At 71.0% G+C, this 13397-nt stretch carries 15 protein-coding genes; 5 read left to right on the top strand and 10 right to left on the bottom strand.

Translation table 11 applies throughout. The features are described from left to right. Positions 1 to 9: 9 nt before the first annotated feature. Both ACYVIH_RS16600 and ACYVIH_RS16605 read right to left on the bottom strand, forming a co-directional pair. Positions 10 to 1512 carry a phytoene desaturase family protein gene (locus ACYVIH_RS16600; protein ID WP_460870599.1) on the bottom strand — a complete coding sequence of 501 codons (1503 nt, stop codon included), beginning with the start codon at positions 1510 to 1512 and terminating at the stop codon, positions 10 to 12. A gap of 87 nt (positions 1513 to 1599) precedes the next feature. Beyond that, the gene (locus tag ACYVIH_RS16605) at positions 1600 to 2724 is read right to left on the bottom strand and encodes a D-alanine--D-alanine ligase family protein (protein WP_460870600.1); all 1125 of its coding nucleotides are present in this window, start codon (positions 2722 to 2724) and stop codon (positions 1600 to 1602) included. Between the two features lie 61 nt (positions 2725 to 2785). Between ACYVIH_RS16605 and ACYVIH_RS16610 the strand changes: the two genes are divergently transcribed. Beyond that, positions 2786 to 3886 carry a trans-sulfuration enzyme family protein gene (locus ACYVIH_RS16610; RefSeq protein WP_460870601.1) on the top strand — a complete coding sequence of 367 codons (1101 nt, stop codon included), beginning with the start codon at positions 2786 to 2788 and terminating at the stop codon, positions 3884 to 3886. Between the two features lie 18 nt (positions 3887 to 3904). On the opposite strand, the gene ACYVIH_RS16615 is transcribed toward ACYVIH_RS16610, so the two are convergent. Continuing rightward, positions 3905 to 4906 (bottom strand): NAD(P)H-dependent glycerol-3-phosphate dehydrogenase, encoded by a 1002-nt coding sequence (locus ACYVIH_RS16615; protein WP_460870602.1) that lies wholly within the window; start codon positions 4904 to 4906, stop codon positions 3905 to 3907. After that, complete coding sequence (locus tag ACYVIH_RS16620; RefSeq protein ID WP_460870604.1) at positions 4903 to 5709, bottom strand: lysophospholipid acyltransferase family protein; 807 nt, start codon at positions 5707 to 5709, stop codon at positions 4903 to 4905. Before ACYVIH_RS16620 ends, ACYVIH_RS16615 begins: the two co-directional genes overlap by 4 nt. Before the next feature lie 102 nt (positions 5710 to 5811). Between ACYVIH_RS16620 and cofC the strand changes: the two genes are divergently transcribed. Beyond that, the gene (gene cofC / locus ACYVIH_RS16625) at positions 5812 to 6456 is read left to right on the top strand and encodes a 2-phospho-L-lactate guanylyltransferase (RefSeq protein ID WP_460870605.1); all 645 of its coding nucleotides are present in this window, start codon (positions 5812 to 5814) and stop codon (positions 6454 to 6456) included. Between the two features lie 2 nt (positions 6457 to 6458). Beyond that, complete coding sequence (locus tag ACYVIH_RS16630; RefSeq protein WP_460870606.1) at positions 6459 to 6665, top strand: hypothetical protein; 207 nt, start codon at positions 6459 to 6461, stop codon at positions 6663 to 6665. Between the two features lie 146 nt (positions 6666 to 6811). Here ACYVIH_RS16630 and ACYVIH_RS16635 read toward each other — a convergent pair whose 3' ends face one another. The 3 genes from ACYVIH_RS16635 to leuC all read right to left on the bottom strand — a co-directional run bounded on the left by ACYVIH_RS16635 (position 6812) and on the right by leuC (position 9779). Further along, a complete protein-coding gene (locus ACYVIH_RS16635) occupies positions 6812 to 7453 on the bottom strand; it encodes an HU family DNA-binding protein (protein ID WP_460870607.1) in 642 nt (213 codons plus the stop codon). A 293-nt stretch (positions 7454 to 7746) separates the two neighbouring features. Then, positions 7747 to 8334: a 3-isopropylmalate dehydratase small subunit gene (gene leuD, locus ACYVIH_RS16640; RefSeq protein ID WP_460870608.1), complete on the bottom strand. Its 588-nt coding sequence runs from the start codon at positions 8332 to 8334 to the stop codon at positions 7747 to 7749. A 20-nt stretch (positions 8335 to 8354) separates the two neighbouring features. Next, complete coding sequence (gene leuC, locus ACYVIH_RS16645; RefSeq protein ID WP_460870609.1) at positions 8355 to 9779, bottom strand: 3-isopropylmalate dehydratase large subunit; 1425 nt, start codon at positions 9777 to 9779, stop codon at positions 8355 to 8357. 132 nt (positions 9780 to 9911) lie between these two features. Between leuC and ACYVIH_RS16650 the strand changes: the two genes are divergently transcribed. After that, positions 9912 to 10631 carry an IclR family transcriptional regulator gene (locus tag ACYVIH_RS16650; protein ID WP_460870610.1) on the top strand — a complete coding sequence of 240 codons (720 nt, stop codon included), beginning with the start codon at positions 9912 to 9914 and terminating at the stop codon, positions 10629 to 10631. A 5-nt stretch (positions 10632 to 10636) separates the two neighbouring features. On the opposite strand, the gene ACYVIH_RS16655 is transcribed toward ACYVIH_RS16650, so the two are convergent. From ACYVIH_RS16655 to ACYVIH_RS16665, 3 genes are read right to left on the bottom strand one after another with little or no spacing between them, the layout of a single operon-like run. Next, complete coding sequence (locus ACYVIH_RS16655; protein ID WP_460870611.1) at positions 10637 to 11149, bottom strand: methylated-DNA--[protein]-cysteine S-methyltransferase; 513 nt, start codon at positions 11147 to 11149, stop codon at positions 10637 to 10639. A 17-nt stretch (positions 11150 to 11166) separates the two neighbouring features. Next, positions 11167 to 12633 (bottom strand): AlkA N-terminal domain-containing protein, encoded by a 1467-nt coding sequence (locus ACYVIH_RS16660; protein ID WP_460870612.1) that lies wholly within the window; start codon positions 12631 to 12633, stop codon positions 11167 to 11169. A 49-nt stretch (positions 12634 to 12682) separates the two neighbouring features. After that, positions 12683 to 12886 (bottom strand): hypothetical protein, encoded by a 204-nt coding sequence (locus ACYVIH_RS16665; protein ID WP_460870613.1) that lies wholly within the window; start codon positions 12884 to 12886, stop codon positions 12683 to 12685. 238 nt (positions 12887 to 13124) lie between these two features. Here ACYVIH_RS16665 and ACYVIH_RS16670 point away from each other — a divergent pair, with 238 nt between their 5' ends. Continuing rightward, positions 13125 to 13370, top strand: coding sequence for a DUF7144 family membrane protein (locus ACYVIH_RS16670; RefSeq protein ID WP_460870614.1), 246 nt, complete (start codon positions 13125 to 13127; stop codon positions 13368 to 13370). Positions 13371 to 13397 lie beyond the last annotated feature (27 nt).

Genomic DNA, 13397 nt, shown 5'->3' on the forward strand with positions numbered 1-13397 from the left:
GGCCCCGGCTCAGCGGCCCACGCCGGCCCGGCGCGGCGCACGTCGGATCGGGGAGCCCGGCTTCGCGGCGACCAGTGGGTCCCAGTCCGGTGGGTCGACGGGCAGCCGCGACGGGTCGGCGTACACCGCTCCCGCCTTCAGCTCGGCGAACAGGTCCCGACCCAGGACCGCCCCGGCCGTGCCGACCCCACCGTTGAGCGTGGCGACGATTCCGTGCTGGTGCCGGGTGCTCGCCCCGGCGAGGTAGAGCCCCGGGATCGAGGTCGTCACGTCGGGGCGGAACGGGCCGATCTGGTCCCGGGTCATCTCCAGGCCGTAGCAGGCACCGCCGGTGGACAGCGTGAACCGCTCCTGGGTGATCGGCGTGGAGGCGTCGCGGTAGACGATGTGCTCGCGCAGGTCGGGGATCACCCCCTCGGCGGTGTCGAGCACCGCCTCGGCGAGCTCCTCCTTCGCCGCCAGGTACGACGCGCCGCGGCTGTAGCGCTCGCCGGCGACCGGTCCCTCGCCGACTCCCCAGGCCGCGCGGTCGGCAGGGGCGATCGTCATCAGCTCCAAGGTCGAGTGTCCGGGCGGGGCGGTGTGGCGCCCGTCGGGGTCCTTGAGCGTGCCCGAGGTCATGAACACCGGCACCCGGGCCGGGACCCGGCCGGCGTACGCGTCGGCGTAGATCCCCTCGATGTCGGCGTGCGGGTAGATCCACGACGTGCTGTTGGGCAGCCGGTCACGGACGTCGAAGTCCACGGCCAGGTACAGGCTGAACAGCGGCAACGCCATCCGGTAGCCCTCCACCTTGCGTCGCAGCCGCGCGGGGAGGTGCTCCCGGCCGACCAGCTCGAGGAAGGTCCGCCTGATGTCGGCGTTGGACACCACGACGGGCGCGCGCAGCTCCTCGTCGTCGGTGAGCCGGACGCCCACGGCCCGCCCGTGCTCGAGCAGGATCCGCTCGACGCGCGCCTTGGTGCGCACCGCTCCGCCGTGGGCGACGATCACCTCGGTGAGCCGTGCGGCGATGACCTGACCGCCGCCCTTCGGGTAGTAGGCGCCGGCCTTGAGGTAGTGGTCGAGGAACCCGGCGTGCAGGGCGACCGGCGCCTTGGAGGGTGGCACTCCGTAGTCGCCGCTCTCACCGGCGATCACGGCGCGTGCCTCCGGGGTCAGGCCGCAGGCGTCGAACAGCCGGGCGAGCGGCCGCAGCCCCCACCAGACGGTGGATCTGAGGCTCCGCAACCGGACCAGCCCTTGCCGCAGGCTGGCCGGTCGCTCGGCTCGGACCTCCTCGGCGATGGCGCGCAGCGTCCGGATGCACCGGCGCAGGCCGTCCTCCTGGTCGGGGAAGGTCTCGACGAGCCGGTCCTCGTAGGCCTGCCATCCTCTCGGCACCCGGAAGCTCACCGTCGGGAGGGTGATCGTCGAGAACCCGTCGGGGTCGAGCTCCGCGAACGTGACGCGGTCCTCGAGCCCGAGGCCGCGCAGCAGCCGGTCGACGGTGCCGCCCGCCCAGCCCCGCACCGACGACGATCGCGTCGTAGGACGCCGCGGTGCCGGTCCGCTGAGCACTCATGCAACGACCGTACCGAAGCCGGGGACCGGGAGGGGCTAGCGCAAGCCCGTGCTCCGGTCGAGCGCGAGCTGGATGAGCCGGTCCACGAGCGCGGCGTAGTCCAGGCCGCTGGCCGCCCACATCCGCGGGAACATCGACAGCGGCGTGAAGCCCGGCATCGTGTTGATCTCGTTGATCACCACACGTCCGTCGGGCAGGACGAAGAAGTCCACCCGCGCCAGGCCCTCGCACGACAGCGCCTCGAACGCCTCCACGGAGAGGGCCTGCACCCGCTCGACCACGTCGTCCGGGAGGTCCGCGGGCACGTCGAGCTCGGTGTGCTCCTCGGGCAGGTACTTCGCCTCGAAGTCGTAGAAGTCGTGGCTCGGGTCGATCCGGATCTCCGCGACCACGCTCGCCTGGGGCGGCGCGCCGTGAAGTCCCTCGAGCACACCGCACTCCACCTCGCGTCCGCCCTCGGCGGCGGCCTCCACGAGCACCTTCGGGTCGTGCACGCGCGCCGCCTCGACGGCCTCGTCGAGCTCGGCGCGGTCGCTGACCTTGCTGATCCCGATGCTGGAGCCGCCTCGGCAGGGCTTGACGAAGACGGGGTAGCCCAGCGCGTCGACCGCCTCACGGCACGCGGCCGGGTCGTTCTCCCACTGCCGCGGCGTGATCACGGTGTACGGCAGCACCGGCAGCCCCTGGGCCTGGAACACCACCTTCATGAAGTGCTTGTCCATGCCCACCGCCGAGGCGAGGACGCCCGCTCCGACGTACCGCACCCCGGCCATCTCCAGCAGGCCCTGGATCGTGCCGTCCTCGCCCCACGGTCCGTGCAGCAGCGGGAAGACCACGTCCACCTCGCCGAGGGTCTCCGGCACCGAGGCGGGGTCCTGTACGACGAGCCGGCTGCCGCCGTCACTGCTCGCGAGCGCCACCGTCGGACGGGACCCGTCCACGGACGGGAGCCGCTGGGGCGAGGTGATGGCGAGCCGCTCGGGATCCCCGCTGTCGAGCACCCACCGGCCCTCGGGGGTGATCCCGACCGGGACCACCTCGTAGCGCGCAGGGTCGATGGCCTTGAGCACGCTGCCGGCAGTGGCACAGGAGATGGCGTGCTCGTTGGAGCGGCCGCCGAAGACGAGGGCGACGCGAGGACGGCGGGGGGAGGTCTCCATAGCGAGACGACCCTACAAGGGCCGACGGTCGACGTGGCCCGCCGCGCCCTAGTGTGGAGCCATGTCAGCTGAGCCCTACGACGCCCGAACCCTGCGCCCGGCGACCTCGGTCGTGACCTCCGGCCGTCCCGCGCACGCGCCCGACAACCCCCTGAACGAGCCGATCACGATGGCCTCGACCTACGTCGCCGGCGGCGACGTGGAGTACGGCCGCTACGGCAACCCCACCTGGTCGGCGTTCGAGGACGCGCTGGGAACCCTCGAGGGCGGCCGGGCGCTCGCCTTCTCCTCGGGGCTGGCCGCGGTCGCCACCGTCCTGGACCTGGTGGGCCACGAGCAGAAGGTGGTCGCCCCGCGTCACGCCTACAACGGCAGCATCCTGCAGATGGCCGACCTCGAGGCCCGCGGCCGGATCTCGGCCGCGCTGGTCGACATCTCCGACACGGCAGCGGTGCGCGCGGCGTGCGAGGACGCGTCCCTGGTCTGGATCGAGTCGCCGACGAACCCCGCGCTCGAGGTCGCCGACATCGCCGCGATCACCGAGGCGGCCCACGACGCGGGCGCCTACGTCGTCGTCGACAACACCTTCGCCACTCCCCTGCTCCAGCAGCCGCTGTCCCTGGGCGCCGACATCGTGGTGCACTCCGCGACGAAGTTCCTCGCCGGGCACAGCGACGTGCTGCTCGGCGCGCTGGTGACCGGTGACGACGGGCTCTTCGACGTGCTCAAGAAGCGCCGGGACATGACCGGCTCGGTGCCCGGAACCTTCGAGACCTGGCTGGCGCTGCGCGGCATGCGCACCCTGCACGTGCGGCTGGACCGGGCGCAGGCCAACGCCCAGGAGCTGGTCCGCCGGCTCGGCGAGCACCCCGCCGTGGCCGAGGTCAGGTACCCCGGTTTCGGGGCCATCGTCTCGATCGTGCTCGCTCAGGGCGCGCTGGCCGCCGACCTGCTCACGCACAAGACCAGGCTCTGGGTGCACGCCACGAGCCTCGGCGGTGTCGAGTCGACGTTCGAGCGGCGGCGCCGTTGGAAGGTCGAGCCGGCGACGATCCCCGAGGGGCTGGTCCGGATGTCGGTGGGCATCGAGGACGTCGACGACCTGTGGGACGACCTCGCGCAGGCACTGGACCAGGTCACCGGCGAGGCACCGGCCACCTGATGGGCCGAGCCGGTCCGGTCAGTCCCGCTCCGCCTTGGTGTCGCGGCTGATCAGGCTCCTCAGCATGTCCCCCGCGGTCATCTCTCCCTGCACGACGGCGTGCACGTGCTCGACGATCGGCGCGTACACCTCCGCCCGCTGGGTCAGCGCCAGCAGGGACGAGCACGACTTCACGCCCTCGGCGACCTGCCGGGTCGACGCGGTGACCTCGGCCGTGGTCAGGCCCTGGCCCAGCTTCTCGCCGAAGGTCCGGTTGCGCGACAGCGGCGACGAGCAGGTGGCCACCAGGTCGCCGAGACCGGCCAGCCCCATCAGGGTCATCGGGTCGGCTCCCAGGGCGGTGGCCAGCCGTGCGGTCTCAGCCAGCCCGCGGGTGATCACCGAGGCGGTCGTGTTGTCGCCGAAGCCGAGGCCCACGGCCATGCCGACGCTCAGCGCGATCACGTTCTTGTAGGCGCCACCCAGCTCGCAGCCGACCACGTCGATGCTCGAGTACGGACGGAACGCCGGTGAGTGGCACACGTCGCGCAGCCGCAGGGCAACGTCCTCGTCGGCGCAGGCGACGACCGCGGCCGCGGGCTCACGCCGGGCGATCTCATGAGAGAGGTTCGGGCCGCTGACCACCGCGATCCGGTCGGGACCTGCGCCGGTCACCTCGTGGACCACCTCGCTCATCCGCTTCAGGCTGCCCAGCTCGACGCCCTTCATCAGCGACACCAGCACCGCGTGCGCGGGAAGCAGGTCGACCCAGCTCTCGAGGTTCTCGCGCAGCTTCTGCGACGGCACCACCAGGAACACGAACTCCGCCCCCGACAGCGCCTCGGCCGGGTCGTGGGTGGCCTTGATCGACGCCGGCAGCTCGATGCCCGGCAGGTAGTCGGTGTTCTCGCGGCGCTCGTTCATCGCGTCGCACACCTCCTGACGCCGGCCCCAGATCGTCACGTCGTTACCCGCGTCGGCGAGCACGATCGAGAACGCGGTGCCCCAGGATCCGGCACCCATCACCGCAACCCTGCTCATCCCTGCTCACCGTCCTTGCGCTGCACGACAGGTCGCGGGCGGCGACGCCTCGAACCGGCGTTGGGGTTGCCGATCTCCCGGACTCCCTCGGCCCGCGGGTCGAACCGCGTTGCAGGAGGCTGCTCCTGGCGAATGTCGGCGAGCAGCGCCGTGATGGCGTCCATGATCCGGTTGGTCGCCTCGCGCAGCACCGCCGGTGTCAGCGGCTGGTCCCGCAGGTCGTCGAGGTCGACCGGGTCGCCGGCCTTCATCGAGATGGTCTTGCGCGGCAACAGCCTCGGGTTCTTGGCGTACGGCGCCAGGATGTGGTTCGCGCCCCACTGCGCCATCGGGATCACCGGCGTCCCCGTGGCCAGTGCGATGCGAGCCGCGCCCGTCTTGCCGGTCATCGGCCACAGCCCGGGGTCCCGGGAGATCGTGCCCTCGGGGTAGACGACCACGCACTCGCCGCCGTTCACCGCGTCCACCGCGGCGGTGAAGGCACGGGAGGCGTCGGTGGTCATCCGGAACACCGGGATCTGGCCTGCGCTGCGGACGATGGTGCCGACGACGGGCACCTTGAAGACGCCGGCCTTGGCGAGATACCGAGGCAGCCGGCCGTTGTCGTACACGAAGTGCGCGCACGTGAGCGGGTCGAGGTGCGAGATGTGGTTCACCACGAGCACGCAGCCCCCCTCGGCCGGGATCTTCTCCCCGTCGATCCACCGGCGCTTGGTGAACAGCAGCAGCAGCGGCTTGACGATGGCGACTGCCGTGGCGAACGCCCATCCGCGTTTCTGTCTCAGCTGACGCGGCTTCGCCACGGCCACCTCTTCTCTCTCCGGCTCGATGCTCGACCGAGCGTACTGCCCGATCCCCGATGCCGCATGCCGACGCGGGCGGCCGGGCTGGCAGGATCGAACCCGATGTCCACCTCGACCTCCGCGCGCTTCGTGGCGCTGATCCCCGTGAAGCCGACGGCGACCGCGAAGTCCCGGTTGGCAGCCGTCGGCGACGCCGCGCGCCGGTCACTCGTTGCCGCCTTCGTCGCCGACACCGTGTCCGCGGCCGCGTCGTCACCGTTGGTCGAGGCCGTGCTCGTGATCACCGACGACCACGTGCTCGCCGTCGAGCTGGCCTCGCTCGGGGCCTCGGTCATCCCGGACGCGACCACCGAGGATCTCAACGAGTCGCTGGTGCAGGCTGCCGCGGAGGCACGCCGGCGCTGGCCGGCACTACGGCCCGTCGCGCTCTGCGCGGACCTGCCGGCGATGCGGACCGAGGAGCTCACGGGTGCGCTGGCCGTCGCCGCCGAGCACGACACGGCGTTCGTCGCGGACAGCGACGGCAGCGGTACGACGCTCCTCGCCGCGCGTGATCTCGACTCGTTCGTGCCCCGCTTCGGCGCCGGCTCGCGCGAGGCGCACCTCCTGGAGGGAGCCCACGAGGTCGTCGAGATCGACGTACCCACTCTGCGTCGGGACGTCGACACCCCGGCGGACCTGGCCGCAGCCTTGCGACTCGGTGTCGGCGCACGCACCATCGAGGCCACCCGCGGCCTTAGGCTCTGAGCATGCAGGCCACCGTCTCCTCCTTCGACAACCAGACCGGGTCCGGCGCCGTGCTGCTCGACGACGGAGTGGAGCTGCCGTTCGGCCCGGAGGCCTTGGCCGGCAGCGGGCTGCGCCTGCTGCGTCCCGGTCAGCGCGTCCGGCTCGACACCGCCGGCGGGGGCGCTGAGCTGAGCATCCTGCGTCTGCAGATCCTCACGCTCACCTGACCGCCGAACCGGCTCCATCACGCGGCCCACGCCAGGCGACCCGGCGAGGTGCAGCCGCGGTTCATGCAACGAGAAGCGCCACGTCCCTCGAACCGGTGGAGGGACGTGGCGCTTCTTCGTGGGATACCGAACAGCTCGGTCGTGGCTCAGGCCTTCTTGGCGGGAGCCTTCTTGGCCGTCGACTTGGTGGCGGTCTTCTTGGCGGGCGCCTTCTTGGCCGTCGTCGTCTTCTTGGCCGGTGCCTTCGCGGCGGGAGCCTTCTTCGCCGTCGACTTCGTCGCGGTCTTCTTGGCGGCGGTCGACTTCGTGGCGGTCTTCTTGGCCGGTGCCGCCTTGGTCGTGGTCTTCTTGGCTGCCGTCGACTTGGTGGCAGCAGCCGTCTTGGTCGCCGTCTTCTTCGCCGGCGCAGCCTTGGTGGCGGTCTTCTTCGCGGGGGCTGCCTTCTTGGCCGAACCGGCGGCTGCCCTGGCAGTTCCGGTGGCGGCCGAGATCGTGAGCTTGGGCAGCTTCTTCGCCCCGGAGACCACAGCCTTCAGGTCGGCGCCGGGGTTGAACTTCGGCACCGCCGTCTTCTTGGCCTTGATCCGCTCACCGGTGCGCGGGTTGCGCACCCAGCGGGCGTCGCGCACCCGCTTCTCGAACGAGCCGAAACCGGTGATGGCGACTTTCTCGCCCTTGGCTACCTCGCGAGTGATGGTGTCCAGCACGGACTCCAGGGCGTGCGCCGCCTGCTTGCGGTTGCCCTCGAAACGAGTCGCGAGAGTGTCAATCAGCTGACTCTTGTTCACCGTCTTCCCTTCCGTGAACCTTGAGGCCGAGCCCGTGCTCGACTTTTCCCTTTGCACGCTAGGGAAAAGTCAGCGTTGCCACAATCACCAAAGGGCACTAGACGCACGTAAATTTTTGGCGCGACCGGTTTCGCCGACCACCGAATGACATGAAATGCGTCGACCGGAGCCGGTCGATAACGTCAGTTTCGCCTTACGCATAACGGAATTGTCCTCGAGCGAAAACGGCGACGGGAGCCCCTCCGCAGCAGGTCTGCGGTGAGGCTCCCGTCGGTGCGAACCGGGAGACGCGGTCAGAGCGTCGCAGGCTTCCAGGACGGCCGCTTCGCCTCGTAGGCAGCGATGTCGTCCGCGTGCGACAGGGTGATGCCGATGTCGTCGAGACCCTCGAGCAGACGCCAGCGTGTGTAGTCGTCGATCTGGAACGGCGCGACGAGGTCGCCGGCACGCACCTCGCGGGCCTCCAGGTCCACGGTCACCTCGGTCGCCGGGTCGGCCTCGGACATCTCCCAGAGCTTCTCGATCACGTCTTGCTCGACCTGCGCCGCGAGCAGACCTGCCTTCCCGGAGTTGCCGCGGAAGATGTCGGCGAAGCGCGAGGACAGCACGACCTTGAACCCGTAGTCCATCAGGGCCCAGACGGCGTGCTCCCGCGAGGAGCCTGTGCCGAAGTCAGGCCCGGCGACGAGCACCGACACCCCGGCGTACTCGGGGCGGTTGAGGATGAACGCTGGGTCGTTGCGCCAGGCTCCGAAGAGTCCGTCCTCGAAGCCCGTGCGCGTCACGCGCTTGAGGTAGACCGCAGGGATGATCTGGTCGGTGTCGACGTTGCTGCGACGCAGCGGGAGGGCGGTCCCGGTGTGGGTGGTGATCTTCTCCATCGTCTCTCTTCCTTGCGGTCTCAGGCCTGCGCGGCCTGGGCGACGGGCGGCAGGTCGGCGGGCGAGGACAGCCGCCCGGTGACGGCGGTCGCGGCCGCGACCAGGGGGGACACCAGGTGCGTGCGTCCGCCCTTGCCCTGCCGTCCCTCGAAGTTGCGGTTGGACGTGGATGCGCTGCGCTCGCCGGGCTGGAGCTGGTCGGGGTTCATGCCCAGGCACATCGAGCAACCGGCGCCGCGCCACTCGGCTCCGGCCTCCTTGAAGACGACGTCGAGGCCTTCCTCCTCGGCCTGCAGCCGGACGCGCACCGATCCCGGGACGACGAGCAGGCGGGTGTGGTCGGCGACCTTGCGGCCCTTGATCACCTCGGCCGCGGCCCGAAGGTCCTCGATCCGGCCGTTGGTGCACGAGCCGACGAAGACCGTGTCGACCGCGATCTCGCGCATCGGGGTGCCCGACTCGAGACCCATGTACTCCAAGGCCTTCTGCGCAGCCACCCGGTCACCCTCGTCGGCGAAGTCGTCCGGCGACGGGACAGCGGCGCCCAGCGGGACGCCCTGCCCGGGGTTGGTGCCCCAGGTCACGAACGGCGTCATCTCCGAGGCGTCGAGGACGATCTCCTTGTCGAAGGTCGCGTCGTCGTCGGTGACCAGCGTCTTCCAGTGCGCGACGGCGGCCTCCCAGTCGGCGCCCTTCGGCGCTTCCGGTCGGCCCTCGATGTAGTCGAAGGTCGTCTGGTCGGGCGCGATCATGCCGGCCTTGGCGCCCCACTCGATGGACATGTTGCAGATCGTCATCCGCGCCTCCATCGAGAGCTCCTCGATCGCCGGACCGCGGTACTCCACGATGTAGCCCTGCCCGCCACCGGTGCCGGTGTGCGCGATGAGGGTCAGCACCAGGTCCTTGGCGGTCACACCATCGGGCAGCGACCCGTTGACGGTGACTGCCATCGTCTTGGGCTTGGCCTGCGGCAGCGTCTGGGTGGCGAGCACGTGCTCGACCTCGCTGGTGCCGATGCCGAACGCCAGCGCCCCGAACGCGCCGTGGGTGGAGGTGTGCGAGTCGCCGCAGACGATCGTCATGCCGGGCTGGGTCAGGCCGAGCTGCGGGCCGACCACGTGCACGATGCCCTGCTCGACGTCGCCGAGCGGGTGCAGGCGCACACCGAAGTCCTTGGCGTTCTTGCGCAGCGTCTCGACCTGGGTCCGCGACACCGGGTCGGCGATCGGCTTGTCGATGTTCAGGGTGGGGACGTTGTGGTCCTCGGTGGCCAGCGTCAGGTCGGGCCGGCGCACCTGGCGGCCGGCCAGTCGCAGTCCCTCGAACGCCTGCGGAGAGGTGACCTCGTGAAGGAGATGAAGGTCGATGAAGAGCAGGTCGGGTTCCCCTTCCGCACTGCGGACGACATGCTCGTCCCACACCTTCTCAGCAAGGGTCTTGCCCATTGCCTGCTCCCTTCGCGGTTTCGTCGAGTTCGTAGGCCTGACCTCGGGGCCGTCCTGGTCCGGGGTGGTTCACGTCTGAACCAGCACCCAGTCTGACTTGCATCCCAAGATGCGAGACGGCATTATCAGGATATGGACAACTCTAGCGGAGTCGGCGTCCTCGACAAAGCCGCCCTCGTACTCGCCGCCCTCGAGGCAGGACCGGCCACCCTGGCCGGCCTGGTGGCAGGCACCGGTCTGGCCCGGCCCACGGCCCACCGTCTGGCCGTGGCCCTCGAGCACCACCGGCTGGTCGCCCGCGACATGCAGGGCCGCTTCGTCCTGGGACCGCGCCTCGCCGAGCTCTCGGCAGCCGCCGGTGAGGACCGGCTGCTCGCGGCTGCCGGCCCCGTGCTGGCGCGGCTTCGCGACATCACCGGCGAGTCCGCCCAGCTGTGGCGCCGTCAGGGTGAGTACCGCATCTGCGTCGCCGCCGCCGAGCGGCCCTCCGGCCTGCGCGACACGATCCCGGTCGGGTCGCAGCTGACCATGCGCGCCGGCTCCGCCGCCCAGGTCCTGCTGGCCTGGGAGGACCCGGAGCGGATGCACCGGGGCCTGCAGAACGCCGCCTTCAGCGCCACCGCCCTGTCCGGCATCCGGCGCCGCGGCTGGGCGCAGTCCGTCGGCGAGCGGGAGCAGGGCGTGGCGTCGGTGTCGGCACCGGTGCGCTCCCCCTCCGGCAAGGTGATTGCGGCTGTGTCGGTCTCCGGTCCGCTCGAGCGCCTCTCGCGCCAGCCCGGCCGCATGCACGCCCCGGCGGTGCTGGCTGCGGCCGAGCGGCTCTCGGAGTCGCTGCGCCGCGCGGCCGAGTAGCACCGTCAGAACAGCGCGCCCTGCTCGAGGTCGAGCAGGGTCTGCTTGCGCTCCACCCCGCCGGCGTAGCCGGTCAGCGTGCCGTTGGCACCGACCACCCGGTGGCACGGGATCACGATCGGGATCGGGTTGCGGCCGTTGGCCAGTCCGACGGCGCGTGACGCGGCCGGGGTCATCCCGAGACGCCGGGCGACCTCGCCGTACGACGCCGTCTCGCCGTAGCCCACCCGGCGCAGCTCGTCCCACACCGAGCGCTGGAAGGAGGTCCCCTGCGGGTCGAGCGGGAGGTCGAACTCCTTGAGGTCGCCGGCGAAGTAGGCCTTCAGCTGCCGGACCGCCTCGACCAGCAGCGGGTGGGCGTCGTCTCGGTCACCGACCGGGCGACCGGCGGAGACGGCTGCCGCCAGGGCGGCCGACGAGCGCGGCGACGCGCCCTCGGGCACCGGCCCGTCGAACTCGATCGCGATGATCGCCGTCGGTCCGGCGATGATCCGCAGGCGCCCCACGGGGCTGTCCATCGTGGTCCACATCTGGGTCACTTCCTACTCTCGGCGGCAAGGCTCCACAGGTGCATCTGGGCGTAGCTGCGCCAAGGGCGCCAGGTCTCTCCGATGCTGCCGCGGTTCGCCGCGGCGGCTCCGAGAGCGGCCAGGCCGTCGCGCAGCCCCGTGTCTCCGACGAGCAGCACGTCGGGGTCCCCGAGGGCGCGCATCGCGATGTAGTCGGCCGTCCACGGGCCGACCCCGGGTACGGCGAGCAGCGAGCGTCGCACGTCGGCCCGGTCGGCGCTGCGGTCGAGAACCACCCGGCCCTCGGCCAGCGCCTGTGCGAGCAGCACCAGAGCCCGGCCCCGTGCCTTCGGCATCGGCAGCTCCTCCGGGTCGACGGCGGCCAGCGTGGCGACGGAGGGGAACAGCCTCCCCCGTCCGTCCGGCAGTGGTTCGCCGTACCTGTCCACCAGCAGAGCCGCCAGCGACCTGGCCGCCCTGACCGTGATCTGCTGGCCGAGCACCGCCCGGACCGCGAGTTCGCCGCCGTCGACATGACCGGGCACCCGGAGCCCCGGTCGCCGGCGCACCAGCGGAGCCAGCATCGGGTCGCCGCCGAGGTGGTCGTCGACCGCTTCGGCGTCGCAGTCGGCGTCGAGGAGGCGCCGGCAGCGTTCCACCGCGGCCGACAGGTCACGCAGGTCGCTGAGACCGAGCCGGCAGCGGACCATCCCGTCGTCGTCTGTGCTGTCCAGGGACAGCAGCGCAGTGCCCGTGCCGAACGGCAGCCGCAGCGTGCGGGAGTACCACCCCGGCCCGGCCTCCTCGACACCCGGGACGGCCCGGGCGGCGAGGAAGTCGAGCAGCTCGGAGGCCGCGAAGGGCCGGCGCACCGCCAGCCTCAGCTCCACGTGGCCCTGCTGCCCGGCCGCCGCCACCGGGGCCGAGGGGCCTGCGGCAGCGCGCAGCTGGGTGGGCGTCGCGGCGTAGACCGCCCGGACCGTCTCGTTGAACTGCCGGATGCTGGCGAAGCCGGCTGCGAACGCGACGTCGGCGAAAGCCAGCGGCGTTGTCTCGATGAGGATCCGTGCGGTCTGCGCCCGACGCGCCCGCGACAGGGCGAGCGGCCCGGCGCCCAGCTCACGGGTGAGCAGCCGGGCCAGGTGGCGTGAGGTGTAGCCGACTCGAGAGGCGAGCCCCTCGACCCCGTCGCGCTCGACGACGCCGTCGGCGATCAACCGCATCGCCCGTCCTGCCGTGTCAGCGGCGACGTCCCACTCCGGCGAGCCGGGGCTCGCGTCGGGTCGACACCGTTTGCACGCCCGGAAACCGGCCTGCTGGGCGGCCGCGGCCGTCCGGTAGAAGACAACGTTGCGCCGCTGCGGGGTGATCGCGGGGCACGACGGCCGGCAGTAGATGCCGGTGGAGCGCACCGCGGTGAAGAACACACCGTCGAACCTGCGGTCACGGCTCTTCACCGCCCGGTAGCAGGACTCCACGTCGTCGATCAGCACACGCCCATCCTCGCGCGCCGCAAGCAGTGGTGCTAGCGGGAATCAGACATCACCGTGGCAGAGCCCCGCCGTCGTCAGCCCACCGCAGCAGCTGCTTGAGCGGGACACCGCCGTCACCGCGCACGGAAGCCGACCTCGTCGACTGCGCCACCCTCGTCCAGGACCTGTCGCCGGCAGGCGGGGCCGTCCACCCCAGCTCGTCCTCGAGCCAGATCTCCTCCGGTAGCAGGTCGACCGTCTGCATGGTGCTCACCTGTCTCTCCTTTCCTCCCCCGGTCGATCTGAAGTATTTACAATACGCTATATGTAGCGTTTTTAAAGTGGGCGGCAACCGATGACCGCGACAACGTCGAAGGGCCGGTAACCGCTGCCGTCTCCCCCTCCTGCGCAACGCTCGCGGCTCCGCTCTCACCTGGGGTCCTCCGACTCTTTTCGCTCATCTCAACCGGGATGAGACTGGAGATGCCCGATGAGGAGAGGAGTGGATGAACATGTCACAGACAACCTCCAAGGCAAGCCCGACGATCCCGGAACAGGCCTCGCGGGCTGCACGACCGAGAGACACCGAGCCCACGCTGTGGACCGGCTGGATCGTGTTCGGAAGCATGATGATGGTCATGCTCGGCGCGTTCCACATGATCCAGGGCGCTGTCGCGCTGTTCGAGAGCGAGTACTTCCTCGTTGGCCCGAACGGCCTGTGTCAAGGGCCAGTAGGAACCGCCCAGTGGCGGTCATGAGGCCTGCCCGCTGACGGTCACGAGAGT

It is taken from the genome of Nocardioides pakistanensis, from assembly GCF_054781215.1.